This is a genomic window from Pseudoxanthomonas sp. LjRoot143 (assembly GCF_964252945.1).
Lineage (GTDB): Bacteria > Pseudomonadota > Gammaproteobacteria > Xanthomonadales > Xanthomonadaceae > Pseudoxanthomonas_A.
In genome coordinates this window covers 2,920,485-2,946,781 of sequence record NZ_CAXUPM020000001.1, presented here as the reverse complement: position 1 = coordinate 2,946,781, position 26,297 = coordinate 2,920,485, and the positions used below count along the sequence as shown (strand labels likewise).

Here is a 26,297-nt window from a genome sequence, read left to right as displayed (position 1 = left end):
CATGATCGTCATCCCGGCGCATGCCGGGACCCAGCGACTCTTTTGCCCGCAGAGAATTCGCTGCCGCATGCAAGAACCAACGGCACTGGGTCCCGGCCTACGCCGGGATGACGGGGCTCACGGAACTCAGAACGTGTAGCGCACCCGGGTGTAGTAGTACGCGCCGTTGCTGCCGATCGGCGAGAGCACGTCGTACGGCAGGTTGCCGAAGTAGTAGATGTCCTCGTTCGACAGGTCCGGATACTCGTCGGTCAGGTTCAGGCCGCCCAGCGCCACGCTCCACTTCGAGGTGATCTTGTATTCCACCTCGGCGTCGAGCTGCCATTCGGCGCCGTAGCGCTGTTCCGGTTCGAAGCCGCCGCCGAAATTGAACACGCGCTTGGCACTGCCATGGCGGCTGACGCGGCCAAGCAGGTTCCAGTGGTCGTTGTTCCAGTTGGCGGTGAATTGCGCGCGGGTGCGCGGGGCCGCGTCGGTCAGCGTGTTGCTCTCTTCCACGCCGAACAGCTGGTAGGACGGATCCAGCGCCAGCAGCTGCGCCGGCGTGGCGACGATGTTCTTCAGCTCGGTCTTGGCGTAGCTGTAGGTGCCGGTGAGCAGCAGGTTGCCGCCGGCCAGCGCCTGGCGCCAGTTCGTCACCAGTTCCACGCCCTGCGTGCGGGTGTCGGCGGCGTTGGTGAAGAAGTTGACGCTCTGCACGCCGCGCACGCCGAACTCGTCCTCGACGAAGTCGGTCAGTGCGTCGCCGGTGATGCTCTCGGACAGTGCGATGCGGTCGTCGATCTCGATATGGAACACATCCAGCGACAGGTCGAAGTGCTCGCCGATCCGGCTGGTGAAGCCGAGGCTGGCGTTGATCGACTTCTCCGGGTCCAGCGCCTGCGCACCCAGTGCGCGGGCGATCGGGTTGTTGACCGACAGCAGGCGGCCCTGGGTCAGCTGGCCGGCGGCGCTGTAGCCGGTCGAGGTGGACTCGTAGCCGATCTGCGCCAGCGACGGCGCGCGGAAGTTGTTCGACAGCGCGCCGCGCAGCGCGAACGCCGGGGCGAATTCGTAGCGCGCGGCGACCTTGCCGGTCAGTTCGCCACCGAAGTCGCTGTAGTGCTCGTAGCGCACGGCGATGTCGGTGGTCAGCTTCTCGCCGAAGCTGCTGGACAGCGCGGCGTAGACGCTGGCGACATCGCGGTCGAGGTTGGCCACGTCCTGCGGGGTCAGGCCGCCACCGGCCTGCGAGCCGGTCGGGCGGTCGATGTACGGGCCGGCCGCGTAGCTGGCGGGATCGCCGGCACCGGTCTCGTATTCCTCGAAGCGGAACTCCGCGCCGAAAGCGACGTCATGCGTCGTGTCGCCGCTGCCGAAGCCGCGGCTCAGGTCGAGGTTGGCCAGCGTCTGCGAGGACTCGTAGTCGCCGGTCTTGAAACGCGTCGGGCTGCTCGGGCCGAGCGAGGCATTGAGCGAATCGCGCAGGCGGTAGGTGAAGCTGTTGCCGCCGTGGTTGACGCTGGCGTCGTAGTCCCAGTCGCCCCACTGGCCACGCACGCCGCCGACGAGGGCGACGTCCTGGTTCTCGCCCAGCGAAACCGGGCGATAGCCGTTCGGATACACCTCCGGCCAGTTGGATACGCCATCCGGATAGCGGAAGTAGTTGGCGCCGACGGTGTCGCGCTTGTTGTACGTGCCGAAGACGTAGAACTCCGACGCTTCGCCCACCGGCACGCCGGCGTTGATCCAGGCATTGATGTCCTTGGATTCGCCATCGCCCAGGTGGTAGTTGCGCTGGCCCTGCACGGCCAGGTTGGCCGGCGACTGGTCCCACGGCGGCACCTGGTCGAAGCCGGCGCGATTGGTCGCCTCGCGGTTCTTCAGCTCGAAGCCGACGCGGAAGAAGCCGCCATCGCCGACCGCGGTACCGACTTTGCCCGACAGGAAGCTGGTCTGGCCGTCGGTCAGCGTCTGGCCGATCGGCTCGACGTCGGTGTGATGCAGGCCGAAGCTGGCTTCCCACGCACCGCCCTCGGGCGCGTCGTCGAGGATGATGTTGACCACGCCGGCGACCGCATCGGAGCCGTACTGCGCGCCCGCACCGTCGCGCAGCACTTCGATGCGCTTGATGGCGGTGACCGGGATCGCGTTGAAGTCGACCGGCGTGGTGCCGCGTCCGATCTTCGAGCCCGTCGACACCAGCGCGGTGGTATGGCGGCGCTTGCCGTTGACCAGCACCAGCACCTGGTCGGGCGCCAGGCCGCGCAGCTGCGCCGCACGCACGTGGTCGGCGCCGCCGGAGTTGGACTGGCGCGGGAAGTTGAACGACGGCAGCAGCGCCTGCAGCGCGCTGCCCAGCTCACCGTTGAGCACGCCGGCCTTGCTGATGTCCTCGGCCGTCAGCACGTCGATCGGCGAGGTCGATTCCAGTGCCGTGCGGTCGCTGGCGCGGGTACCGGTGACGATCACCGCGTCCAGGTCGGTGGTGCCGGCGGCGGGGGCCTGCTGGGCGAACGCGGGGAAGGCGAGGGCAAGCGCGATGGCAGCGCCGAGCGGCGCCACGGTGGGGCGGGACATGGAAACTCCTGACGGGTGGGGTACGGGAAGGTGAAGCGGACGACGGTGGCCGGATCAGCGGCAACGACAGCCGCAGCCGCCGGTCCCGTGCGGGGAGAGACCAAGGGGGACGTAGGCGGCTGCGGGTCGTGCGGTCGGCATCGGGACAAGGTGTGTCGTGTGGGTCGTCGTCCCCGGTCATTGGGCGGTGCCGGGGTGACGGAACCTTACCGTGCCGGTTCGCCTGCATGACCGTCCAAGGCCATGGCGTGATCCCATGTCCTCATAACCAGCAGTTATTTCGATGCGCGATCATGTGCGCCGACAGTACCTGTCCCCATCGGAGTGCCCCCATGCTGTTGAGAAGTTTCTTCCTGGCCACCGCGTTGCTGGCCGTGTCCGGATGCGCCAGCGTCCGCCCTGCCGACGCGCCGTCGGCCACGACCGCGTCGCTGCAGGGCGATGCACTGCGTCCTGCGCAGGCCGCCGGCTGGGTGCGTAGCGAGCTGTACTTCGGTGTGGGCAAGGAAACTGGACCCGCCGACCGCCCGCAGACCGAGACCATCACGGAAGACACGTGGCGCGCTTTCCTCGACAAGGAAGTGACCGCGCGCTTCCCGGACGGCCTGACCGTGTTCGACGCATACGGCCAGTGGCTGTTCCGCGGTGCCGCCGAGCCGAACCGGCTGAAGACCAAGGTGCTGGTGGTGCTGCACGAAGACACGCCGCAGCGCCGTGCCGACATCGAGGCGATCCGCCTGGCGTGGAAGCAGGCGACCGGCCACCAGTCGGTGCTGTGGTCGCGCCACGCGGTGGACGTATCGTTCTGACGCGATCTGCTCCTTCCCCTGCTTGCGGGGGAAGGCTGGGATGGGGGCGAGCGCGTGGACATACCGTTTCTGCGTTGCGTTCCCGAGCGTGCGGTTCGGCACTCGATATGCCTCCAAGCCAGCGAATGACGGGCTCCGTCGCCCCCACCCCAGCCCTCCCCCGTGAACGGGGGAGGGGGCTTATCCTGTCGCACTCGGTTCCCTCCTTTTCCTTCTCCTTCCCTTGCCTCCCATGACCGCATCGGCTACTCCCGTGCGCCGCTGGTTCGTTCCCGGCGACCTCAACGGCTTCTTCGGCCTGGTGGTGGACAACCTGTCCATCCTCGGCTTCATCGCCGCCGCGCTGATCGGCATCTTCCAGTTCCCGGCCGAGGTGGTGTTCACCCGCATGTTCCCCGGCACCGCGCTGGGCGTGCTGGTCGGCAACCTGATCTACACGTGGATGGCGCACCGGTTGGCGGCGAAGACGGGGCGCGACGACGTCACCGCGATGCCGCTGGGCCTCGACGCGCCCACCAGCATCGGCATGGCGCTGCTGGTGCTGGGTCCGGCGTTCGTCGGCTTCAAGCAGGCGGGGCTGGACGAACAGGCCGCAGCGACGGCCACGTGGCAGCTCGGCATGGCCTCGCTGGTGGTGATGGGCGTGCTAAAGCTGGTGCTGTCGTTCTTCGGCGATGCGGTGACGCGCGCGGTGCCACGTGCCGGCCTGCTCGGCTCCATCGGTGGCGCGGCGCTGACGCTGCTCGGCTTCCTGCCGCTGATCGAGACGCTGCGCCAGCCGGTCGTCGGTTTCGTCACCTTCGGCCTGCTGCTGTACGTGCTGGTGGCGAAGGGCAAGCTGCCGGTGAAGATCCCGGGCGTGCTGCTGGCCTTCATCGTCGGCACCACGCTGTATTACGCGCTGGGCCTTGCCGGCCTTGGCGCGCCTGGCTTCAAGGTGCCCGATGCCGTGCCGCTGGCGGTGACGCTGCCGCTGCCGACGCTGGGCTGGCTGGACGGCCTGGCCTACACCGTGCCCTACCTGCCGCTACTGCTGCCGTTCGGCCTGCTGATGGTGGTGGGCGGCATCAACGTCAGCGAAAGCGCGCGCGCGGCCGGCGACGACTACCGCACGCGCGACGTGTTGCTGGCCGAAGCGGTGTCCACGCTGGTCGCCGGTTTCTGCGGCGGCGTGGCGCAGACCACGCCCTACATCGGCCAGCCCGCGTACAAGCACATGGGCGCGCGCAAGGGCTACACGCTGCTGACGGGCCTCTTCATCGGCCTCGGCGGCGTGCTCGGTTACGTGTCGGGCCTGGTGCAGTGGCTGCCGGTCGCGGTGCTGGCGCCGATCATCGTCTACGTCGGCCTGGACATCACCGTGCAGGCGTTCACCGAGACGCCGCGCAAGCACGCCATCGCGGTGGCGCTCGGCTTTCTGCCGTCGGTGGCCTACCTGCTGACGATCAAGTTCGGCAATCCTGCGTGGATCGCACCGGATCACTTCGCCGGCCTGTACGAAGGCGTCGATGGCCACGGCCTGCCGGACCTGGCCACGATCGTGACGCTCGGCAACGGCTTCATCATCACCGCGATGATCTGGACGACGGCGCTGGTGGCGATGATCGACGGACGCAACGGCCGCGCCGTCGTCGCGCTGCTGGTGGGTGCCGTGCTGACGCTGTTCGGCATCATCCACTCGGTCGACCCGCGCGGCGGCATCTACCTGCCGTGGGACGTCGAAGGTCTGCGCGCGACCATCCTGTGGCAGTTCGCCGGCGCGTATGCGGCGCTTGCGGTGCTGCTGGGGTTGTTGTCGCTGCAGAAGCAACCGACTCCCGCCGCGGACTGACCGTCCCGGCATAGGCGGGCGCGGTGGGCCAAGGCCCACCCTACGGTGAATCCTGGTTTCACCCGGTCTTGAAACACCGGCGCTTAACCGCATCTGGGTAGCATCGGCTGGCGTTCGCCGGCCCCTACTTCCTTGAGGTTCTTCCGATGCGGATGGACAAACTGACCTCGCGTTTCCAGCAGGCGCTGGCCGACGCGCAGTCGCTGGCCGTGGGCCGCGACCACACCATGATCGAACCCGTCCACGTGCTGACCACGCTGCTCGAACAGCAGGGTGGCAGCTCGCGGCCGCTGCTGGCGCAGGCCGGCGTCAACGTGCCCGTGCTGCGCGAACGGCTGACGGAAGCGCTCGACAAGCTGCCGAAGGTGACCGGCCAGGCCGGCCAGCTGTCGATCGGCAACGACCTGTCGCGCCTGCTCAACGTCACCGACAAGCTGGCGCAGGACGCCGGCGACACCTACATCGCCAGCGAGTGGTTCCTGCTGGCCGCACTGGACGACAGCGGCGCGGCGGGCCAGGAGCTGAAGGCCAGCGGCGCCGACAAGCAGAAGCTGCGCGCCGCGATCGAACGCTTGAGGGGAGGCGAGAAGGTGCAGTCCGAGAACGCCGAAGACCAGCGCCAGGCGCTGGAGAAGTACACCATCGACCTGACCGAGCGCGCCGAGATCGGCAAGCTCGACCCGGTGATCGGTCGCGACGAGGAGATCCGCCGCACCATCCAGGTCCTGCAGCGCCGCACCAAGAACAACCCGGTGCTGATCGGTGAGCCCGGCGTGGGCAAGACCGCCATCGTCGAAGGCCTGGCCCAGCGCATCGTCAACGGCGAAGTGCCCGAGGGCCTGCGCGGCAAGCGCGTGCTGTCGCTGGACATGGGCGCGCTGATCGCCGGCGCCAAGTTCCGTGGCGAATTCGAGGAGCGGCTGAAAAGCGTCCTCAACGACCTGGCCAAGAACGAAGGCCAGATCATCCTGTTCATCGACGAACTGCACACCATGGTCGGTGCGGGCAAGGCCGAAGGTTCGATGGATGCCGGCAACATGCTGAAGCCCGCGCTGGCGCGCGGCGAACTGCACTGCATCGGCGCGACCACGCTGGACGAGTACCGCAAGTACGTCGAGAAGGACGCCGCGCTGGAGCGCCGCTTCCAGAAGGTGTTCGTGGGCGAACCCAGCGTCGAGGACACCATCGCCATCCTGCGCGGGCTGAAGGAAAAGTACGCCGTGCACCACGGCGTCGAGATCACCGACCCCGCCATCGTCGCGGCCGCGCAGCTGAGCCACCGCTACATCGCCGACCGCCAGCTGCCGGACAAGGCCATCGACCTGATGGACGAGGCCGCCAGCCGCATCCGAATGGAGATCGACTCCAAACCGGAAGAGATGGACCGCATGGAGCGCCGGCTGATCCAGCTGAAGATCCAGCGCGAGGCACTGAAGAAGGAGAAGGACGCGCAGTCCAGGCAGCGCCTGGCCGATCTCGAGCGCGAGATCGAAGCGCTGCAGCGCGAGTTCAATGACCTCGAAGAGATCTGGAAGGCAGAGAAAGCCACGCTGACCGGCGCCACCAGGATCAAGGAGCAGATCGAGCGGGTGAAGCTCGAACTGGAAGCCGCGCAGCGCAAGCAGGACTACGCGCGCATGAGCGAGCTGCAGTACGGCCAGCTGCCGGAACTGGAGAAGCAGCTCTCCGCCGCGCAGGAAGCCGAGCAGAAGGGCTTCAAGCTGCTGCAGGACAAGGTGACCGACGAGGAGATCGCCGAAGTCGTCAGCCGCTGGACCGGCATTCCGGTCAGCAAGATGCTGGAGGGTGAGCGCGAGAAGCTGCTGCAGATGGAACAGTCGCTGCGTGGCCGCGTGATCGGCCAGGAAGAGGCGATCAGGGTCGTGTCCGATGCGGTGCGCCGTTCGCGCGCCGGCATTTCCGATCCCGACCGCCCCAGTGGCTCGTTCCTGTTCCTGGGTCCGACCGGCGTCGGCAAGACCGAGCTGTGCAAGGCGCTGGCCGAGTTCCTGTTCGACAGCAGCGACGCGATGATCCGCATCGACATGAGCGAGTTCATGGAGAAGCACGCGGTCAGCCGGCTGGTCGGCGCGCCTCCGGGCTATGTCGGCTACGAGGAAGGCGGTTACCTGACCGAGGCCGTACGCCGCCGTCCGTACAGCGTGATCCTGCTGGACGAGGTGGAGAAGGCGCATCCGGACGTGTTCAACATCCTGCTGCAGGTGCTCGACGACGGCCGCCTGACCGACGGCCAGGGCCGCACGGTCGACTTCCGCAACACCGTCATCGTGATGACCTCGAACCTCGGCTCCAGCCTGATCCAGGAGATGTCCGAGAGCGACGGCTCGGTCGACAGCCCGGAGCGCTACACGCAGATGAAGGCCGGCGTGATGGCCGTGGTGCAGGCGCACTTCCGGCCGGAGTTCATCAACCGGCTGGACGACATCGTCGTGTTCCACCCGCTCGACAAGGCGCAGATCCGCGAGATCGCGCGCATCCAGACGCGCTACCTGGGCAAGCGGCTGGCCGAGCGCCAGATCGCGCTGGAGCTGGACGATTCGGCGCTGACGCTGCTGGGCAACGTCGGCTTCGATCCGGTGTACGGCGCACGGCCGCTGAAGCGGGCCATCCAGGCGCAGCTGGAAAACCCGCTGGCGCACAAGATCCTGTCCGGCGCATTCGCTGCGGGCGACACGGTGCGCGTGCGCGCGGAAGGCGGGCAACTGGTGTTCGACGTCGCGCGCTGACCGGTGGTCGGCGCAGGCGTGTCCTGCTTTCGTCCGTCATCGCGTAGTAGTACGTTATGGTGCAGCCCGCGATGGGGCAGGGCTGCACCACGTCGAGCATCCGCTGGCGGCGAGTACTTTGGGGCAAGGACCGACCGATGGCCGATCATGCAGGGCAACCGGTGCGTGGCCTGGGCGGGAGCATGCAGGTGCTCGTGCTCGGGGGCCTGTGCCTGTTGCTGCAGCAGGTGCCCATCCGCTACCGGATCGATTTCTTCGGCGAGATCGCCGACGCCTCGCTCATCCATCTGCATACCGGGCTACTGCTGGCCATCGCCATGCTGGTGCGCGACCGTCGCGTGGTGGCGGGCTGCTTCGCGCTGACGTTCGTCGGCTGGACGCTGCGCCAGCTGTACCTGTTCGACGACGGGCAACCGACATGGATGCTGGCGTGGGGTGCCGCGACCTACCTGCTGCAGTTCGCCTGGACCCTGGCGTGCGCACGCTGGATGGGATGGCCTCGCAACGCGGGCGCGCGCCTGCAGCGGGGCGACCTGGTGCGGTTCGCGGCGATCGGCCTGCTGGTGTTCCCGCTGGTGATGGCCCTGCTCGGGCTCAGCATCGTGCTGGTGTCGTCGCCGGCCGATGCGCTGAGCGCGGCATTCCAGATGTTCTTCGCCAAGCAGTTCGGCGTGGTGGTCGTGACCCTGCCGCTGGTCATCGGCTGGCTGGAGCGCAGCGAACCCACGCCGCGCGCCGGCACCGGTACGCACTGGTTGTGGCCACTGACGTTGGGCCTGGGACTTGCGATCAGCCTGTGGGCGGCGGTGCAGGTGCGCCACGCCTTCAACGGCTTCGCCACGCTGCTGTCCGGGCCCGTGCTGATGGACTACCGGTTCGCGGTGCTGGTCGTGCTCGCCTGGTGCATGCTGAGGTTGTCTCCACGCTGGGCCATGCTGTCGCTGTCGCTGACCCTGCTGCTGCTGGTCGGCATGGTGGCCGGCACGGCCGAGTACGCCAACACGTCCGTGGGCTTCTTCAACCTGCTGCACATCGCGGTGGAGATGAATATCCTGCTGCTGGCGATGCTGTACCTGTGGCTGACCAACCGCGACCGGTCCGCACTGGCCGAGCAGCTGTCGGAAGAGACGCAGAGCGACCAGGTGACGGGCCTGCCCAACCTCAAGGCGCTGCGGGAGCGCACGGGCCGCCCCCTGCCGCGGGCCGAACTGGGTTACCTGCTGCTCGACCAGACCGATACGCTGGTCGCCGGCTTCGGCCTCGATACGCAGGCGCAGGCGATGAACGCGACGGCGCGCCGCCTGGAGGATCTGGTCGAGACCTATTACGTGGGCACCGGCCAGTTCGCGCTGCTGCCCCGGCCCGGACGCGACGCGGACCTGTGGGAGCGCGTGATGGCGCGGGTGGAGCATGCCGAGATCGATGTCGGCGGCGAACCGATCCGCCTGCTGCCTTATCTCGGCGTGGCAGCGTTCAGCGGCACCCACGCCAGCGTGATCGACGGCGCCGTGCTGGCCGCGTCGCACTTGGCGTTCGAAGCCCGCCAGCACGGCGAACTGCGGCCGCGCTACAGCGAGGTCGGTGACACGCAGGTACGTCGCACCCATCGTCGCCAGCTGCATGACGCCACCGAGGCGCTAGCCAGCCTGCGCAGCGAGCGCGTGGCCTTGTACTTCCAGCCGATCCGCGACCTCACCGCCGACATGGGAGCCAGTGCCGAACCGCGGATGCTCGCCGGCGAAGTGCTCTGCCGCCTGCTGGACGAGCGCGGCGAGATCATGTCGCCCGCACGCTTCATGGCGCCGCTCGAAGCAGCCGGGCGTGGTGCGGAACTCGACCTGGCGGTCATGCGCGCATTGTTCCGGCTGTTGCGGAAATCCCCCGGCGCGCTGCCCTACTGCCGCGAGATCGCGATCAACCTCACTGGCCAAAGCCTGGCCTCGATGAGCTTCCAGGTCGAATTGCGCACGTTGCTGGCCGGGTCGCCGCTGCCGATGAGTGCGCTGTGCTTCGAGGTCACCGAAACCGCCGCCATCTCCAACACGGCCGCCGCCAGCCATCTGCTCACCGACCTGCGTGCGCTGGGCTGCCACATCGCCATCGACGATTTCGGCACCGGCATGCAGAGCTTCGCCCGTCTGCGCGAGCTGCCGGTCGACGTGATCAAGATCGACGGTTCCTTCGTGCGCAACGTTGCCCAGCTCGGCAAGGACTATGCGGTCGTGCAGGCGTCGGTCGCGGTGGCCAAGGCCTTCGGCGCGACCACGGTGGCCGAGTTCGTGGAGGACGAGGACACCGAGTTCTGCCTGCGGCGCCTCGGCGTGCACCGCGTGCAGGGCTATCTCTATGGCGCACCGCGCCCGCTGGCGGAGGTCCTGGCGGACGTGGCGGCCGAAGCGCAGGCCGCGCGCGACTGAGTCCGGCCTCAGGCCGTCGCGCGTTGCGGGCGGTAGGGGGGCGTGGACATCACCATTTCCGCCAGCGAGAACGCCAGTTCGCGTTCGGCCAGCACCGCGCCGTCGGCGCCGTGTTCCAGCAGGTGTTTCACCTCGCCCTCGCTGTGCGCCCGTGCGAGCAGCGTCAGGCCGGGGTTGATGGCGCGCAGCTTGGCCAGTGCCTCGCCGGCCTCCAGCGGTTGCGGAATCGCCAGCACCGCGATCTTGGCGCGCTCCGGGTGCGCTTCGGCCAGCACGCGATCGGCGGCGGCGCTGCCGCGGATCGCCGGGATGCCGGCATCGTGCGCGCGCGCGACGTGGTCGCCGTTGTCGTCGATCACGATCAGCGGCACGCCGCGGTCGCGCAGGACGCGCGCCAGTTCGCTGCCCACGCGGCCGTAGCCGATGATGATGGCGTGGTCGGTAACGTCCAGCGACGGGCCCGGCGGCACTTCGGGTGCAGCCGGTGCGGGGGCCAGGGCTTCCTGCTTCTTCTGCCAGCGGTCCAGCCAGGTGAACAGGAAGGGGTTGGCGATGATCGACAGCAGCGAGCCGGCGAGGATCAGGTCGCGTCCCTCGGGCGGCAGGATCTTCAGCGAAACGCCCAGTGCGGCGAGGATGAAGGAGAACTCGCCGATCTGCGCCAGGCTGACCGAGATCGTCAGCGCCGTGCCGGTGGGATGCTTGAACGCCTTGACGATGTAGTAGGCGGCCACCGACTTGCCCAGCACGATGATGCCGAACGTGGCCAGCACCTGCCAGGGATGCGCCACGACGATCGCCGGGTTGAACAGCATGCCCACCGAGACGAAGAACAGCACCGCGAACGCGTCGCGCAGCGGCAGCGAGTCGTTGGCGGCCTTGTGGCTGAGTTCCGACTCGTTGAGCAGCATGCCGGCGAAGAACGCGCCCAGCGCGAACGACACGCCGAACAGCATCGCCGAGCCGAACGCCACGCCCAGCGCGATGGCCAGCACCGACAGCGTGAACAGCTCGCGCGAGCCGGTGGCGGCGATCTTCTCCAGCGTCCACGGGATGGCGCGACGGCCGACCAGCAGCATGAAGGCGACGAAGGCGCCGAGCTTGATGAAGGTCCAGGCGATCTCGACGGCGAAGCGACCGAACGTCGCCTGCTCGCCGCCGTTCTCGGGTCCGAAGGTGGAGGCCAGCACCGGCAGCATCACCAGCGCCAGCACCATCGCCAGGTCTTCGACGATCAGCCAGCCCACGGCGATGCGGCCACGCTTGGTTTCCAGCAGGCGCCGCTCCTCCATCGCGCGCAGCAGCACCACCGTGCTGGCCACCGACAGCGCCAGGCCGAACACGAACCCGTTGAGCGGCGTCCAGCCCATGCCCCACGCCAGCGCCCAGCCGAGGCCGGTGGCGACCAGTATCTGCACGATCGCGCCTGGAATGGCGATCGCCTTCACTTCCAGCAGGTCTTCCAGCGAGAAATGCAGGCCTACGCCGAACATCAGCAGCATCACGCCGAGTTCGGACAGCTGGGTGGCGAGTTCCTGGTCGGCGACGAAGCCGGGGGTGAACGGACCGACGAAGATGCCGGCGACCAGATAACCGACCAGCGGCGAGAAGCGCAGCTTGTGGGCGATCGCCCCCAGCACGAAGGCCAGGGCCAGGCCCACCGCGATGATGTTGATCAGGTCGGTGTCATGATGCATCGACGGGCGTTCTTCCTCTGCATGGGGGTCGAGTGTCGCCGATGCGGACACCCTGCGGCAAACGCTGGTCGCGCGCGTCCATCGCGGCGCACAGCGCATTCCGCTGCCGCCACAACGGAAACGCCCCGCGCGGGGCGGGGCGTTCCGGAGCGCTCAGGCGATGAGGCCCGTTACCACCTGTAGGCGATGCGCCCGTAGACGTACGCGCCGTTGAAGCCGCCCGGCGACTGGCTGCTGTAGGGGAACTGGCCACTGTTCGCGTTCGGGAAGATGGTGCGGTCCGGGTACTCGTCCAGCAGGTTGTCCGCACCCAGCGTCAGCGTCCAGTTCTCGCTCGGACGGTAGCTGGTGGACGCGTCCAGGATCCACTTGGCGCCATAGGTCTGGTCGTTGGCGGGATTGCCGGTCTCGCTGATGCGCGTGGTGAACTCGCCGTAACGGGTGGCGCCGAAGGTGAAGTCCCAGCGGGCCAGCTTCCATGCTGCCGTCAGCGTGGTCTTGTCGCGCGGATAGCCCTCTTCGATGCGGCCCTGTTCGTCGCGGCCGATGCGCCACAGGTTCGCGCCCAGCGCGGTCAGTTCGGCGGGATTCGGCGCGATGCGCTGGATCTCGGTCTTGTTATGGTTGTAGCCCGCGGTCAGGGCGAGGCTGCTGTTCTCGAACGGCACCGTGTACTGCGCGATCACGTCGATACCGCGGGTGCGGGTGTCGGCGGCGTTGGTGAAGTAGCGCGCGCTGGTGACGCCGTTGACGCCCAGGCTGGACAGCAGCGCCTGCGCCGCGGCGTTGCCGCCCAGCAGCAGGTTGGAGGACAGCACGATGCGGTCGTCGATGTCGATCTGGTACGCGTCGATGGTCACGTACAGGCGATCGATCGGCTGCAGCACCAGGCCCACACCGTACGACAGCGAGGTCTCCGCGGTCAGCGGATCGGCGCCCAGCGCCTGCGCGACGGCGCCGGTCGCGGGGAAGGTGCCGGATTCGAAAAAGCGGTCGAGCGAGGCGTTGTACTGCGAGGTCACCACCTGGTAGTACTGCTGCGCGAGCGCCGGTGCACGGAAGCCGCTGGCGACCGTGGCGCGCAGCGCCACCGCATCGGTGAAGGCGTAGCGTGCGGACAGCTTGCCCGACACCTCGCTGCCGAAGTCGGAATAGTCCTCGTAGCGTCCGGCGATGCCGGCGGAGAACTTCTCGGTGAGGTCGGCTTCCAGGCCCACGTAGGCCGCGTAGCTGTCGCGATCCGAATGCACGGCGTTGGCCGGGGTGAAGCCGGCGAAGCCCTGTGCGCCGCTGCCGGTGTAAGAATTAAGCTCGCCCGGCGACTGGTTCCACTTCTCCTGGCGGTACTCGGCGCCGAACGACAGCGTCGCCGGGTAGGCCAGTCCGATCTCCAGGGGCTTGCTGACGTCGGCATTCAGCACGTTCTGGGTGTACTCGAGCGCGCCGTCGTAGAAGCGTCGCGGGCTGTTCACGCCCAGGCTGTAGTTGATGCTGTTCTGGGTGTAGAACTTCAGGTGGTTGTAGCCGTAGTTGTAGCTGACGTCCCACTTCCAGCCGCTTTCGGTGTCGCCCTTGATGCCGGCGACCAGCGAGCGGTCCTGCGACAACTGGTTGATCTCGGGCACGTAGCCGTCCGGATACACCTGCGGCACGAGTGCGTTGTGGCCGATCGAGCGGTAGAAGGCGAACGAGACGATGTCGCGGTTGCTGGCGATGGCGGTGGCGTAGGCAGAGACGTTGTCGCTGAAGTCGAAACCGGCGTTCGCCGACACCGCGCCCGCGTCCACCTTCGGATCGCCGTAAACGAAGGCGACCTGGCCGATCGCCGGGTTATTGCCGGTGTTGGGCGAGGTGCCCTGGTACGGCCCGGCACGATCGGTCTTGTCCTGCTGGGTCAGCTGCCCGGCGACATGCACGAAGCCGCGGCCATCGCCGAACGACACGCCGGCATCGCCGGAGAGCTGCGTATTGCCGCCGTCGCCGGCGGAGTAACCGCCCACGTCGACCGCCAAGCTGCCGCCCTTGCCGGCGCCCTTCAGCACGATGTTGACGACACCGGCGATGGCGTCGGAGCCGTACTGCGCGGACGCGCCGTCGCGCAGCACTTCCACGCGCTCGATCGCCGACACCGGGATCGCGTTGAGATCCACCGCGGACGAGCCGCGGCCGATGCTGCCGTTGACGTTGACCAGCGCCGAGATGTGGCGGCGCTTGCCGTTGACGAGGATCAGGACCTGGTCGGGCGACAGGCCGCGCAACTGCGCCGGGCGCACGCCGCTGGTGCCGTCGGTGACGGCCGGACGCGGGAAGTTCAGCGAGGGCAGGGCGCGGGCCAGCGCGGTGGCCAGTTCCGTGGTGCCGGTCGACTGCAGGACTTCCGGCGTGATGATGTCGATGGGCGACTGGGATTCGGCGACCGTGCGGTCGGAGACGCGGGTACCCGTGACGATCAGGGTGTCCAGCGTGCGGGCGTCGGCGGGGGCCGATTCCTGCGCGAAAGCGGCGGGGGCGACCAGGGCCAGGCTGATGGCGAGGGTCAGGGGCGACAGCGTGCGGGTCATGGGGGAGCTCCGGGAAGGACTGCGAAGTGCGACTTCAAGTGGATCAGGGCTTGCAAAGTTTCCTTTGAAACCATGGACTTAGGTGCTACCTGTTCTGGTTACAGGGGTGGAAAGGGCATGTCAATGCTTTGTTAACAAGTGTGAGAAGGTGCGCTATCGATAAACTACGCGGCCGCGTCCCCCCAAATCCCCGTAGGTTGTTTCTTGATTGCCCTTCGTAATTTCGCGCTCCGCCGCGGCGAGCGCCTGCTGCTGTCCAACGTCGACCTGACCCTGCACGCCGGCTATCGCGTGGGCGTGGTCGGTCGCAACGGCGCGGGCAAATCCAGCCTGTTCGCCGCCGTCCAGGGCGAACTGGAAGCGGACAAGGGCGATCTCGACCTGCCCGGCAAGGTACGCATCGCCAGCGTGGCGCAGGAAACCCCCTCGCTGCCCGATCCCGCGCTGACCTTCGTGCTCGGCGGCGATACCGAAGTCGCCGCAGTGCTGCAGGCCGAAGCCGACGCCAGTGCGCGCGAGGACTGGGAAGCGGTCGCCAACGCGCACCAGAAGATGGCCGAACTCGGCGCCTACGACGCCGAAGCCCGCGCGGGCAAGCTGTTGCACGGCCTCGGCTTCCCGGCCGATACGCATTCACGGCCGGTGTCGTCGTTCTCCGGTGGCTGGCGCGTGCGCCTGAATCTGGCGCGCGCGCTGATGATGCCCAGCGACCTGCTGCTGCTCGACGAACCCACCAACCACCTCGACATGGACGCGGTGCTCTGGCTGGAGCAGTGGCTGCTGAAGTACCCCGGCACGCTGCTGCTGATCTCGCACGACCGCGAGTTCCTCGACAACGTCGCCACCCACACGCTGCACCTGCACGGTGGCGGCGCCAAGCTGTACACCGGCGGCTACACCGACTTCGAACGCCAGCGCGCCGAACAGCTGCGCCAGCAGCAGATCGCGCACGAGAAGGAACAGGCCGAGCGCGCCCACCTGCAGAGCTTCATCGACCGCTTCAAGGCCAAGGCCTCGAAGGCGGCGCAGGCGCAGAGCCGCATGAAGCGCCTGGCCAAGCTCGCCGGTACCGAGGCGGTGCGCGCCGAGCGCGAGTTCCGCATCGAGTTCGCCGAGCCGGCCAAGCTGCCGTTCTCGCTGATCCGCCTGAACCACGTCGAGGCCGGCTACGGTCCCGGCGCGGTGATCCTGCACGACGTCGGTTTCGGCCTCGAGGCCGGACAGCGCATCGGCCTGCTCGGCCCGAACGGCGCCGGCAAGACCACGCTGGTGAAGACGCTGGTGGGCGAACTGGCGGTGATGGCGGGTGATCGCATGGCGCATCCGGACCTGCGCATCGGCTACTTCGCGCAGCACACGGTGGAGTCGCTGCACGAGGGCCAGTCGCCGATGGACCATTTCCGCGACCTGTCGCCGGACGCCAGCAACCAGTCGTTCCGCGACTTCCTGGGCAAGTGGAACTTCCCGGGCGACCGCGCGTTCGAGCCGGTCGATGGTTTCTCCGGTGGCGAACGCGCGCGCTTGGCGCTGGCGCTGATCGCGTGGCAGCAGCCGAACGTGCTGCTGCTCGACGAACCGACCAACCACCTCGACCTGGAAATGCGTGAGGCGCTGGCCGAAGCGCTCAGCGATTTCGACGGCGCCATCGTGATGGTGTCGCATGATCGCCACCTGATCGGCCTGGTCTGCGACACGTTCTGGCGCGTGGCCGACGGCGTGGTCGAACCCTTTGCCGGCGATCTCGACGAATACGCGGCCTGGCTGCGCACGCGCGCCTCGGCGCAGGGCAGCAAGCCGCTGCGCAGCGAACCGGCACCAGCACCGAAGACCGCGCCGGCCCCTGCGCGCAAGGTCAATCCGGTGAAGCTGGCCGCCGCGGAAGCCAAGGTCGCCGAACTGGAAGGCAAGCTGGCCGATCTCGACGCGCAGCTCGCGGACCCGAGCAGCTACGCCGATGCCGACCTCGCCGCACGCTTGGGCCGGGACCGCGAAGCGCTGCAGCAGCAGCTGTCCAAGGCCGAGGAGGCCTGGTCGGCGCTGTACGACGAGGCTTGATTCACGCGCGCCCCAACCCCACAACAGCCCACGCTTATCCAGGTTACCGATCGACCGCCATGCCCATCTACGCCTTCGAATGCACCCAGTGCGGCCACAGTTTCGACCGCCTGCAGAAGTTGTCCGACCCGGACCCCGATACTTGCCCGGCGTGCAGCGCGCAGGCGGTGAAGCGGCAGCTGACCGCGCCGTCGTTCCGTCTGGCGGGCAGCGGCTGGTACGAGACCGACTTCAAGAAGGACGGCGACAAGAAGCGCAACCTCGCCGATGGCGGCGAGGGCGCCAAGCCGTCGGGCGACTCCAAGCCTTCGACCGAGTCGGCGCCTGCGGCCAAGAGCGAACCATCGAAGACCGACGCCAAGCCCAGCGCCGCGAAGCCGGCAGCCGAGTAAGGACGCCGGAGAGCGCCGCGCATCAGGCAGCGCGCATGTGCGGTCAGGAGCGCGGACGGCCCGAGACGCGGGTCATGGCGATGCCCTCCAGGGGCATCTCCTCCGTGTAGTCCAGCCACGCGCGGATCACCAGGTCGTCCACGGCGGTGTCCAGCCACATCGGCAGGCGGATCTGGCCGCCGGCACCCGGCACCACATTCACCCACTCGCGGGCATGGATCACCTTGCCATCCGCCGACACGGCTTCCAGCCAGAACGGGTGGCTGGGCAGCCGCTGCGGGCGCAGCCGCACCTGGTACTGCCCCGCCAGCATGCGGCGCGATTCCTGGCTCAGCGTGAGCGGCCGGCGCGGTCGCGGGCGCGGTTCGTTGCTGACTTCGAGCGGCGTATCGATCTTCACGCCGCGCGCGAGATCCGCATCGGCATACAGCTTCAGGTCGTTGTTGCGATCGACCAGCAGCGCACACCATTCGCCCAGCGGCAGGGCGTCCTCGAACGCCGTGCAGCGATCGATGTAGGCGAGCACGTTGTCGGGGTCGCGCATGAACTGGCGCGGCGCATCCTCGAGCACGATCGAACTGATGTTCCAGGTCTTGTCGTACTCCAGCATCACCGGCGGGCGGATCTGCTGGTCGCCCACCACCACGTGGTCGCCTTCCATGCGCAGCGTGCCGGTGTCGCGCCCCATCCACAGCTGGCGCGCGTAACCCAGGTAGGGGCGATACCCCGACGCATCGCCATCGCGGGCGGCGAGGCTCGCACCATCCCTCGGCTGATCCGCCAGCAGCGAACGGCCGAAGCCCAGCGCGGTCTGCTGCGGATGGAGCATCTGCAGGACCGTCGCGCCGGTGTCGAGCGTGCTGCCGCCACGGTCGATCTGGCCGGCGGGCAGGTCGGGCGCCAGCATCAGCAGCAGGTTTTCACGCGGCATGTCCGCCAGCACGCCACTGAGGTCGTTCGGCATGGCCAAGTGGTCGGACGCGATGACGATGAGGGTGTCCTGCGCATACGGGCTGTTGCGGATCCTGTCGACCAGCGAAGAAATCAGCCGGTCGGTGCACTTGAGTGCGTTGAGCAGGCCGACGTCGCCATGACGGCTCTCGTAGCGCTCACCCTTGCACGACACCGGCAGGTGGCCGGCGGGGTGGTGCGTATCCATCGTCAGCGTGGTGAGCATGAAGGGCGCGCCGCGCGCCGACAGGCTCATGAAATCGGCGAACACGTCGTCGAGCAGCACGTCGTCGTGGATGCCCCAGTCCGAGAAGTGCTCGCGCGCCACGCCCGCCTTCTCGTAGTAGCCGCGTTCCTTGATCCGGTCGAAGCCGTGGCTGGCGAGGAAGCTGCCCTTCGCGGCGAACGAGGCATCCGCACCGCCACTGAAATGCAGGCGGTAGCCCTGCTGTTTCAGGTAGTCGCCCAGGCAGTACGCGCCGGGCAGGAATCGGCCCATGCGGCCCATGCTGTTCTCGTCGCCGCGCGCGGTCGTCAGCGGCACGCCGCACATCGAGGACACCAGCCCGGCGATGGTCCAGCCGCTGCCTTCCGGCGATGCGATGCCGCGGAAGTCGGCTGCCTGTCCCGCCAGGCGCGAGAGATGCGGCATCAGATCCGGAAAGACCTTCTGGTCCAGGTACGTGCGCTCGAGGCTCTCGCCGTAGATCCAGACGATGTTGCGCGTGCGCTCCACGGGGGCGTGTGGGATGACGTATTCCGCCGACACGGCGGTGACGTCGGTCGGCAGCGTGGCCCGGTAGAGTCGCAGGCCATCGGCGAAGACGGGGCTGCCCACGACCGCTGCGATGAAGGTGGCGGCGAAGGCTGCCGACAGCCATCCGCCGTGACGGCGCATCTGGAAGCGGCGTACGCGCAACAGCAGCAACGAGGCCACGGCGAGCGCGGCGAACACGGCGAACACCGCGATGACGTTGCGGAATTCCGCGATGCCGGCGCCTTTCAGGCCGGTCTGCAGGTGGTAGAGCGTGGCGGCATTGATGCCGTCGCCGCTCAGGCGATCCACCAGCCACCACACCGCCAGCGACAGCAGCCACACACAGAATGCTGCTGCCTTGACGCGGCGCCGGCGCGGCGACGCCATCAGCAGGCAGGCGAGCAGAAGCGAGCACGGAACAAGCCAGAGGGACATCGTTCAGCCCTCCCGCATCGTTGCGCGGCTCCTTGCCCGCGAGGGCGCGTGCGGTCGCAAAAACGTCATGAGTCGGTCAATCCCCTGAAACATGGATGTGCCGACGCTGCCATGGGCAAACTGAACATGATGTCGTCATGCACGCATCGCGTCCGGATGCTCAGCGTCGTTCGCGCCTGTGACGGGCCTGCATCGCGCGGTATAAAGGGACATTGCACCAGCGTGGGGAAACTGAATGAAGCGGACCGTGTGGATGAAAGGTGGATATGCATTGCTGGCCTTGAGCGCAGCAGCATCGGCGCATGGCAAGGAGGCGCCGCCGCCGTCGGATGCGTTCCTCGCATCCCTGGCCGCGCATTGCGGAAAGGCCTACGCCGGCCGCATCACGGCGAACCAGCCCGCATCCACGACACCCGATCCGTTCGAAGGCAAGACGCTGGTCATGCACGTGCGCGGCTGCGATGCGCCCACGCGGGAGATCCGCGTGCCCTTCCATGTGGGCGACGATCATTCGCGCACCTGGGTGCTCACGCGCACGGCGAACGGTTTGCGGCTCAAGCACGACCATCGCCATGAAGACGGCAGCCCGGATCCGGTGACGATGTACGGCGGCGACACGGCGGTGGCGGGAACGCCGCAGCGCCAGGCATTCCCCGTGGACGCCGAATCCATCGCGATGTTCGAGCGGGAAGGGTTGGCGGCCTCGGTGACGAACACCTGGGCGATGGAGCTGGTGCCGGCGAAGACCTTCGTCTACGAGTTGAGTCGCCCCAACGGCCGGTTGTTCCGGGTGGAGTTCGATCTCACCGCGCCGGTCGCGTTGCCGCCGGCGCCGTGGGGCGCCGACGACGAGGGTTGAGCCCAGGCGTCAGCGCGGCCCGAAGCGGCCGCGGCAGCCACGGTCCACCCACACCTGGTTGCCGGCATAGCCCCAGCTGTAGCCTTCCCGGCAGCTGTTGTTGGACAACTGCTGCAACAGGATCGGCCGACCCTGGCGGGCATCGTAGGCGCAGGTCCTGCGACGGTTGTCGTCGCTGCTGCAGGTGACGCTGTAGTCGCTGTTGCCGCCCCCCCAGCCGGTGCCCGAGTCGCGGAACTCGGCGCGGCAGCCGCTGCGCACCCAGACCATGCCCTGGCGCTGGCCCCAGTTCTGGTTCTCGGTGCAGCGCGTCGAGGACAGGTTGCGCTGGATGACCGCACGGCCGCGGAAGCTGGTGCGGCACTCGCGATAGGCGCCGTTCGCGCTCTCGCACTTCACCACGCCGCCGTTGCCGCCGCCCCAGTCACCGCCCGAGTTGCCTTCGGCGAAGCGCCCACGGCAGCCGCGGTCCACCCAGACCGTGCCGTTGCCGCTGCCCCAGTTCTGGCCTTCGACGCAGCGCGTGCCGGACAGGTTCTGCACGAGCACGGCATTGCGGCGGAAGCCGGTCTGGCATTCGCGGCGGCGGTTGTCCTTGCTTTCGCAGGTGACCTGGCCGCCGGAGGGCGGCGGGTTGGGGTTCCAGCCCCCGTTGTTGCCGCCCAGCGACTGGGCGATGTCCTGCTTGATGCGGCTGAAGGTCCAGTTGGAGCGGTTGACCTGGTCCAGATAGAACCGCAGTTGGTCGTCCGGAATGCGGCGGCCGCGGGATTGTTCCGAGTACTCCAGGCTGATCACCCGGGTCTGGTCCTGCACCGACAGCGTGCGCAAGTTCTCCGGCGCGTAGGCCTTCGGCGCGATCTGGGCGGTAGCGCTGCCGGCCGCCAGGGCCAGCAACAGTACGAAAACGGACTGCAACAACGGCTTCTTCATGGCGGCACCCTCCTGGGGAGGCGCCAGCATACGCCGGGAATGTTAATCCGGAGCGGAGGCGGGCCGGGGGACCGGGTAAACTAGCCGGCTAGGACGGCCGATGGCCGTCGCACCCCTTCCGGCGATGCCGGATGACCCCCTGGAGTTCCCATGCGTACCCATTTCTGCGGCCTCGTCGACGAGGCCATGATCGGCCAGACCGTGACCCTGTGCGGCTGGACCGACGTCGCCCGCAACCTCGGCGGCGTCTGCTTCATCGACCTGCGTGACCACGAAGGCATCGTGCAGGTGACGGTGGATCCGTCCAACGCCGAGGTCTTCAAGGTCGCCGCGTCGCTGGGGTACGAGGACGTGCTGCAGGTCGAGGGTGTCGTGCGTGCGCGTGAGGCCGTCAATACCAAGATCCGCACCGGCCAGGTGGAAGTGATCGCCACCGGCATCACGGTGCTCAACAAGGCCGAGCCGCTGCCGTTCCACCACCACGAGAACCCGGGCGAAGACGTTCGCCTGAAGTACCGCTATCTGGACCTGCGCAGCCCCGACATGCAGCGCAAGCAGCGCACCCGCATCCGCCTGGTGCAGGCGCTGCGCCGCTGGCTGGACGCACGCGGCTTCCAGGACATCGAGACGCCGATCCTGACCAAGGCCACGCCGGAAGGCGCGCGCGACTTCCTGGTGCCGGCGCGCATGCATCCCGGCGAGTTCTACGCGCTGCCGCAGTCGCCGCAGCTGTTCAAGCAGATCCTGATGGTGGCCGGCTTCGACCGCTACTACCAGATCGCGCGCTGCTTCCGCGACGAAGCGCTGCGCGCCGACCGCCAGCTCGAGTTCACCCAGCTCGACATGGAGTTCGCCTTCGTGCGCGAGCGCGACGTGCAGGACGCGGTCGAAGGCATGATCCGCGACATCTTCAAGGAAGTGATGGACGTCGAGCTGGCCAACCCGTTCCCGCGTATGACCTGGGCCGAGGCGATGCGCCGTTACGGCTCGGACAAGCCGGATCTCCGCATCGCGCTGGAGCTGGTCGACGTGGCCGAGCTGGTGAAGTCCAGCGAGTTCGCCGTGTTCACCGGCGCTGCCAATGATCCGGACGGCCGCGTCGCCGCGCTGCGCATCCCGGGCGGCGCGTCGCTGAGCCGCAAGCAGATCGACGAGTACGCCGCGCATGCCGCCAAGTACGGCGCCAAGGGCCTGGCCTACATCAAGATCGACGACGCCGGCGCGGTCAGCTCGCCGATCCAGAAGTTCTTCGCCGAGGACGCCTTCGCGGCGCTGGTGAAGCACGTCGGCGCCGGCAACGGCGACATCGTGTTCTTCGGCGCGGGCGGCTACAACAAGGTCAGCGACTTCATGGGCGCCTTGCGCCTGAAGGCCGGCAAGGACTTCGGCCTGGTGCAGGACGGCTGGACGCCGCTCTGGGTCACCGATTTCCCGATGTTCGAGTACGACGACGAAGCGCAGCGCTACGTCGCCCTGCATCACCCCTTCACCGCGCCGGCGGTGGACGACATCGCCGACCTGCGCGCCAACGCGAAGACGGCCGTGTCGCGCGGTTACGACATGGTGCTGAACGGCAACGAGATCGGCGGCGGTTCGATCCGTATCCACCGCCCCGAGATGCAGAGCACGGTGTTCGAACTGCTCGGGATCGGTGCCGAGGAAGCGGAAGCCAAGTTCGGCTTCCTGCTGGACGCGTTGCGCTTCGGCGCGCCGCCTCACGGTGGCATCGCGTTCGGCATCGATCGCATCGCCGCGCTGATGGCCGGCACGGAATCGATCCGTGACGTCATCCCGTTCCCCAAGACCACCAGCGCGCAATGCCTGATGACCGGCGCGCCGTCGCCGATTCCGGATGAGCAACTGGCGGAAGTGCACATTCAAGTGCGCCCCAAGAAAGACTGATCGAGAGAACCAAGAAATGACCGAAGTTGCTTTTTCGCTGGAGTGGGAACGCCTGGGCAATGAAGGCGCCGATGCGGCGCTGGTGACTGAGCGTGCGCGCGTGTTCGGTGGCTGGCTGGTGCGCGTCGGCACGTCGCCGGCGGCGATGGCCGTGACCTTCGTGCCGGATGGCCAAGGCCGTTGGGACGGCGAGGACTTCGGCGAAGACGATTACGAAGAAGAAGACGAAGAAGAGTACGAAGAGGAAGAAGACGAGGACGCCGACGAGGAAGACGAGGCGGACGAAGACGAAGAGGAAGAAGAGGAAGAAGAGGACGCGTAAGCGTGCGGATCCGTCGTGCCACCGTCGATGACGCCACGGTCCTGTCGGATCTGGCGTCGCGCACGTTCACCGAGACCTTCGGTCACCTGTATCCGGCCGAGGATCTGGCGGCGTTCCTCGCCGATGCCTATGACGTCGACAAGCAGCGCGTCATCCTTTCGCACCCGGATTACGCGGTCTGGCTGCTGGAAGACGATGGCGTGGCGGTGGGTCACGCGGCTGCCGGGCCGTGCGGGTTGCCGCACGCTGAGGTGGTGAAGAACGATGGCGAGTTGAAGCGGCTGTATGTGCTGGGTTCGCACCAGAACGGCGGGTGGGGCGGCAAGCTGTTCGCCGAAGTCGAGCAGTGGTTGTTGAAGGACGGGCCGCGGACGTTGTGGATCGGGGTGTGGTCGGAGAATTTCGGCGCGCAGCGGTTCTACGAGCGGCAGGGATTCTCGCGCGTGGGCGGGTACAAGTTCGCGGTCGGGAAGACGCTGGATGACGAGTTCATCCTGAGGCGCCCTGCGTGAGGCCGCCGGCAGGCGTCGTCGTGAGACGTTGCCTGCTTGCCGTAGCGGTGTGCGGTTTCGTCGTGTTTGCGATGCTTTGGACGTTGTCGATGGTGCGCCCGCACGTGATCGAGGCATCCGCCCGCACCTTGCTGGTGGCGGAGGTCGAGCGTCGTACGCAGGCGCGCCTCGATGCAGCGTCCGACAGCGCGTTGGCCGGACTGGCGCGCAAGGCAATGGCCACGCATGCCGACGAAACCGCGCAATTGCGCCGCATGAAGGAAGCCTTGTCGGAACGGGTGTCGTCCACGGTCGATGCCATGGCGGATCCGGCTTGCGCCTGCCGTGCTCGCGCGAGGGATCAGGCCGTCGCCGGAATCGATGCCCGACTGGAGCGCCTCGCGAGTTGGGATCTTCGCCTCGAGGCGCTGATCCAACGCGCTTACATGCATACCGCCGACCACCTGCAGCGCGAGGTGCGGATATTCGCCGGGACCAACGCGTTGGTCTTCCTGATGTTGGGCGTGGTTGCGTGGCGAAAAGCCTCGGCGACGTGGCAGTTGCTCGTGCCTGCCGTCATCTTGCTGGCATCCGTCGGCATCTCGACATCGTTCTACCTGTTCAACCAGGACTGGGTACGGACTATCGTTTTCAGCGACTACAGCGGCTACGGCTACGCGGTCTGGCTCGGCATGCTGTTGGCCTTGCTCACCGACATTCTGGCCAATCGGGCGCGGGTGACGACGCGTATTCTCAATGCGGTGCTGCACTCTGCTGGCAGCACGCTGACGGCGTTGCCTTGTTGACCTGCCGCGCATGCGCGGAAACGGTCGCGTCGCTACGACTGTGCTCTTCGTTCGCTGGGTATTGGAGACAAGGCTTCCGCTAGCCCTTCGGTCTAGCGGGTAACTTTTCTTTGTCTGGCCAAAGAAAAGTCACCAAAAGAAAGGCCACACCCCGACGAAGCAATCCCATGACTCGGGTGCTGTCGGGATTCTCCGACTCGCCTTCCTGGCGAGGTGGAAAACGGCGGACATCCTTGTCCGCCGCCCTTCGGGTCTGGGGGACTCGCTGGCGCATCGGGATGGAGCGAAACCAAAAGCAAACGGCCGCGTGAGCGGCCGTTGCTGTTTGTGCGTCTGTTCTTACTTCTGCAGGAAGTCGAGCAGGTCCTGGTTGACGCGGTCCTTGTGGGTGTCGGTCAGGCCGTGCGGGGCGCCGGGGTAGACGATCAGCTTGGCGTTCTTGATCTGCGCGGCGGAGGCTTTGCCGGCGGCGTCGATGGGGACGATCTGGTCGTCGTCGCCGTGGATGACCAGGGTGGGGATGTCGAACTTCTTCAGGTCGGCGCGGAAGTCGGTGGCCGAGAACGCGGCGATCGAGTCGTACGTGTTCTTGTGGCCGCCCTGCATGCCCTGCGCCCACCAGCTGTCGATCAGGCCCTGCGAGACCTTCGCGCCCGGACGGTTGAAGCCGTAGAACGGGCCCGAGGCGATGTCCTTGTAGAGCTGCGCGCGGTTGTCCAGCGAGCCCTTGCGGATGCCGTCGAAGACTTCGATCGGCAGGCCGCCCGGATTGTCGGCGGTCTTCAGCATCAGCGGCGGGACAGCGCTGATCAGCACGGCCTTCTTGACCCGCGCGGTGCCGTGGCGGCCGATGTAGCGCGCCACTTCGCCACCGCCGGTGGAGAAACCGACCAGGGTGACGTCCTTCAGGTCCAGCGTGTTGATCACGGTGGCCAGGTCGTCGGCGTAGTGGTCCATGTCGTTGCCGTCCCAGGGCTGGCTGGAGCGGCCGTGGCCACGGCGATCGTGGGCGACCACGCGGTAGCCCTTGGAGGCCAGGAAGATCATCTGCGATTCCCAGCTGTCCGAGGACAGCGGCCAGCCGTGGCTGAAGGTGACGACCGGGCCGTTCTTCGGGCCCCAGTCCTTGTAGTAGAGCTGCACGCCGTCGGCGGTGGTGAGCGTGCTGGCGGTGCGCTCGACCGCGACCGGCGCGGTGGCTGGCGCCGCGTGGGCGGAGAGGCTGGCCTGGGTGGCGACGGCCAGCAGGGTGACGGCGAGGGTGCGGGAGAAGACGTTCATGATGGTGGTTCCTGCGAAAGGTGGTGGGTCAGGAAGGAGAGGGGTCAGTCGGCGATCACCAGCGTCACGTCGATGTTGCCGCGCGTGGCGTTGGAGTAGGGGCAGACGATGTGGGCGGCGTCGACCAGGGCCTGCAGCTGCGCGCGGTCCACGCCAGGCGCGGCGATGGTCAGTTCGGCCTGGATGCCGAAACCGGTGGGAATCGGGCCGATGCCGACCTTGCCGGTGACGGTGGTGGTCGAAGGCAGGGCGACCTTCTGCTTGCCGGCGACGAACTTCAGCGCGCCCAGGAAGCAGGCCGACCAGCCGGCCGCGAACAGCTGTTCCGGGTTGGTGCCGTCGCCGCCGGCGCCGCCCAGCTCGCGCGGGGTGGACAGCTTGACGTCGAGCACGCCGTCGGACGAGGTGGCCTGGCCTTCGCGGCCGCCCGAGGCGGTGGCGGTGGCGGTGTAGAGAATCTTTTCGATGGACATGGCGGTTTCCTGGGTGGGT

General features: G+C 67.7%; 18 protein-coding genes. 11 read left to right on the top strand and 7 right to left on the bottom strand.

What is annotated here, in order from left to right; translation table 11 throughout:
• Positions 1-126: 126 nt before the first annotated feature.
• Positions 127-2,559 (bottom strand): TonB-dependent receptor plug domain-containing protein, encoded by a 2,433-nt coding sequence (locus tag ACSQ1W_RS14290; RefSeq protein ID WP_436044331.1) that lies wholly within the window; start codon positions 2,557-2,559, stop codon positions 127-129.
• Between the two features lie 332 nt (positions 2,560-2,891).
• Here ACSQ1W_RS14290 and ACSQ1W_RS14285 point away from each other — a divergent pair, with 332 nt between their 5' ends.
• The 4 genes from ACSQ1W_RS14285 to ACSQ1W_RS14270 all read left to right on the top strand — a co-directional run bounded on the left by ACSQ1W_RS14285 (position 2,892) and on the right by ACSQ1W_RS14270 (position 10,363).
• Positions 2,892-3,368: a DUF3574 domain-containing protein gene (locus tag ACSQ1W_RS14285; protein ID WP_436044330.1), complete on the top strand. Its 477-nt coding sequence runs from the start codon at positions 2,892-2,894 to the stop codon at positions 3,366-3,368.
• 232 nt (positions 3,369-3,600) lie between these two features.
• Positions 3,601-5,199: a hypothetical protein gene (locus ACSQ1W_RS14280; protein WP_436044329.1), complete on the top strand. Its 1,599-nt coding sequence runs from the start codon at positions 3,601-3,603 to the stop codon at positions 5,197-5,199.
• A gap of 146 nt (positions 5,200-5,345) precedes the next feature.
• Positions 5,346-7,946: an ATP-dependent chaperone ClpB gene (clpB, locus tag ACSQ1W_RS14275; RefSeq protein WP_436044328.1), complete on the top strand. Its 2,601-nt coding sequence runs from the start codon at positions 5,346-5,348 to the stop codon at positions 7,944-7,946.
• 137 nt (positions 7,947-8,083) lie between these two features.
• Positions 8,084-10,363 (top strand): EAL domain-containing protein, encoded by a 2,280-nt coding sequence (locus ACSQ1W_RS14270; RefSeq protein ID WP_436044327.1) that lies wholly within the window; start codon positions 8,084-8,086, stop codon positions 10,361-10,363.
• Positions 10,364-10,371: 8 nt separating this feature from the next.
• Here ACSQ1W_RS14270 and ybaL read toward each other — a convergent pair whose 3' ends face one another.
• Together ybaL and ACSQ1W_RS14260 are read right to left on the bottom strand one after the other, a co-directional pair.
• Positions 10,372-12,060, bottom strand: a complete 1,689-nt coding sequence (gene ybaL / locus ACSQ1W_RS14265; RefSeq protein WP_436044326.1) for a YbaL family putative K(+) efflux transporter — start codon at positions 12,058-12,060, stop codon at positions 10,372-10,374.
• Positions 12,061-12,230: 170 nt separating this feature from the next.
• Complete coding sequence (locus ACSQ1W_RS14260) at positions 12,231-14,621, bottom strand: TonB-dependent receptor plug domain-containing protein (RefSeq protein WP_436044325.1); 2,391 nt, start codon at positions 14,619-14,621, stop codon at positions 12,231-12,233.
• Between the two features lie 204 nt (positions 14,622-14,825).
• Here ACSQ1W_RS14260 and ACSQ1W_RS14255 point away from each other — a divergent pair, with 204 nt between their 5' ends.
• Together ACSQ1W_RS14255 and ACSQ1W_RS14250 are read left to right on the top strand one after the other, a co-directional pair.
• Positions 14,826-16,676, top strand: a complete 1,851-nt coding sequence (locus ACSQ1W_RS14255; RefSeq protein ID WP_436044324.1) for an ABC-F family ATP-binding cassette domain-containing protein — start codon at positions 14,826-14,828, stop codon at positions 16,674-16,676.
• Positions 16,677-16,735: 59 nt separating this feature from the next.
• Positions 16,736-17,068, top strand: a complete 333-nt coding sequence (locus ACSQ1W_RS14250; RefSeq protein ID WP_436044323.1) for an FmdB family zinc ribbon protein — start codon at positions 16,736-16,738, stop codon at positions 17,066-17,068.
• 43 nt (positions 17,069-17,111) lie between these two features.
• Here ACSQ1W_RS14250 and ACSQ1W_RS14245 read toward each other — a convergent pair whose 3' ends face one another.
• On the bottom strand, positions 17,112-19,211 hold the full coding sequence (locus tag ACSQ1W_RS14245; protein WP_436044322.1) for a phosphoglycerol transferase I: 2,100 nt from the start codon (positions 19,209-19,211) through the stop codon (positions 17,112-17,114).
• 235 nt (positions 19,212-19,446) lie between these two features.
• Here ACSQ1W_RS14245 and ACSQ1W_RS14240 point away from each other — a divergent pair, with 235 nt between their 5' ends.
• Positions 19,447-20,070, top strand: coding sequence for a hypothetical protein (locus tag ACSQ1W_RS14240; protein WP_436044321.1), 624 nt, complete (start codon positions 19,447-19,449; stop codon positions 20,068-20,070).
• Between the two features lie 9 nt (positions 20,071-20,079).
• On the opposite strand, the gene ACSQ1W_RS14235 is transcribed toward ACSQ1W_RS14240, so the two are convergent.
• Entirely contained in the window at positions 20,080-21,003 is a 924-nt protein-coding gene (locus ACSQ1W_RS14235; RefSeq protein ID WP_436044319.1) for a DUF3011 domain-containing protein, read from the bottom strand.
• A gap of 150 nt (positions 21,004-21,153) precedes the next feature.
• Between ACSQ1W_RS14235 and aspS the strand changes: the two genes are divergently transcribed.
• From aspS to ACSQ1W_RS14215, 4 genes are read left to right on the top strand one after another with little or no spacing between them, the layout of a single operon-like run.
• Positions 21,154-22,905, top strand: a complete 1,752-nt coding sequence (gene aspS / locus ACSQ1W_RS14230; protein WP_436044318.1) for an aspartate--tRNA ligase — start codon at positions 21,154-21,156, stop codon at positions 22,903-22,905.
• A gap of 16 nt (positions 22,906-22,921) precedes the next feature.
• Complete coding sequence (locus tag ACSQ1W_RS14225; protein WP_436044317.1) at positions 22,922-23,227, top strand: DNA primase; 306 nt, start codon at positions 22,922-22,924, stop codon at positions 23,225-23,227.
• Positions 23,228-23,229: 2 nt separating this feature from the next.
• Positions 23,230-23,739 (top strand): N-acetyltransferase family protein, encoded by a 510-nt coding sequence (locus ACSQ1W_RS14220; RefSeq protein WP_436044315.1) that lies wholly within the window; start codon positions 23,230-23,232, stop codon positions 23,737-23,739.
• Positions 23,740-23,759: 20 nt separating this feature from the next.
• A complete protein-coding gene (locus tag ACSQ1W_RS14215; protein ID WP_436044314.1) occupies positions 23,760-24,524 on the top strand; it encodes a hypothetical protein in 765 nt (254 codons plus the stop codon).
• A gap of 339 nt (positions 24,525-24,863) precedes the next feature.
• On the opposite strand, the gene ACSQ1W_RS14210 is transcribed toward ACSQ1W_RS14215, so the two are convergent.
• The gene (locus ACSQ1W_RS14210) at positions 24,864-25,805 is read right to left on the bottom strand and encodes an alpha/beta fold hydrolase (protein WP_436044313.1); all 942 of its coding nucleotides are present in this window, start codon (positions 25,803-25,805) and stop codon (positions 24,864-24,866) included.
• Positions 25,806-25,849: 44 nt separating this feature from the next.
• Positions 25,850-26,278, bottom strand: a complete 429-nt coding sequence (locus ACSQ1W_RS14205; protein WP_436044312.1) for an organic hydroperoxide resistance protein — start codon at positions 26,276-26,278, stop codon at positions 25,850-25,852.
• Between the last annotated feature and the right edge of the window lie 19 nt (positions 26,279-26,297).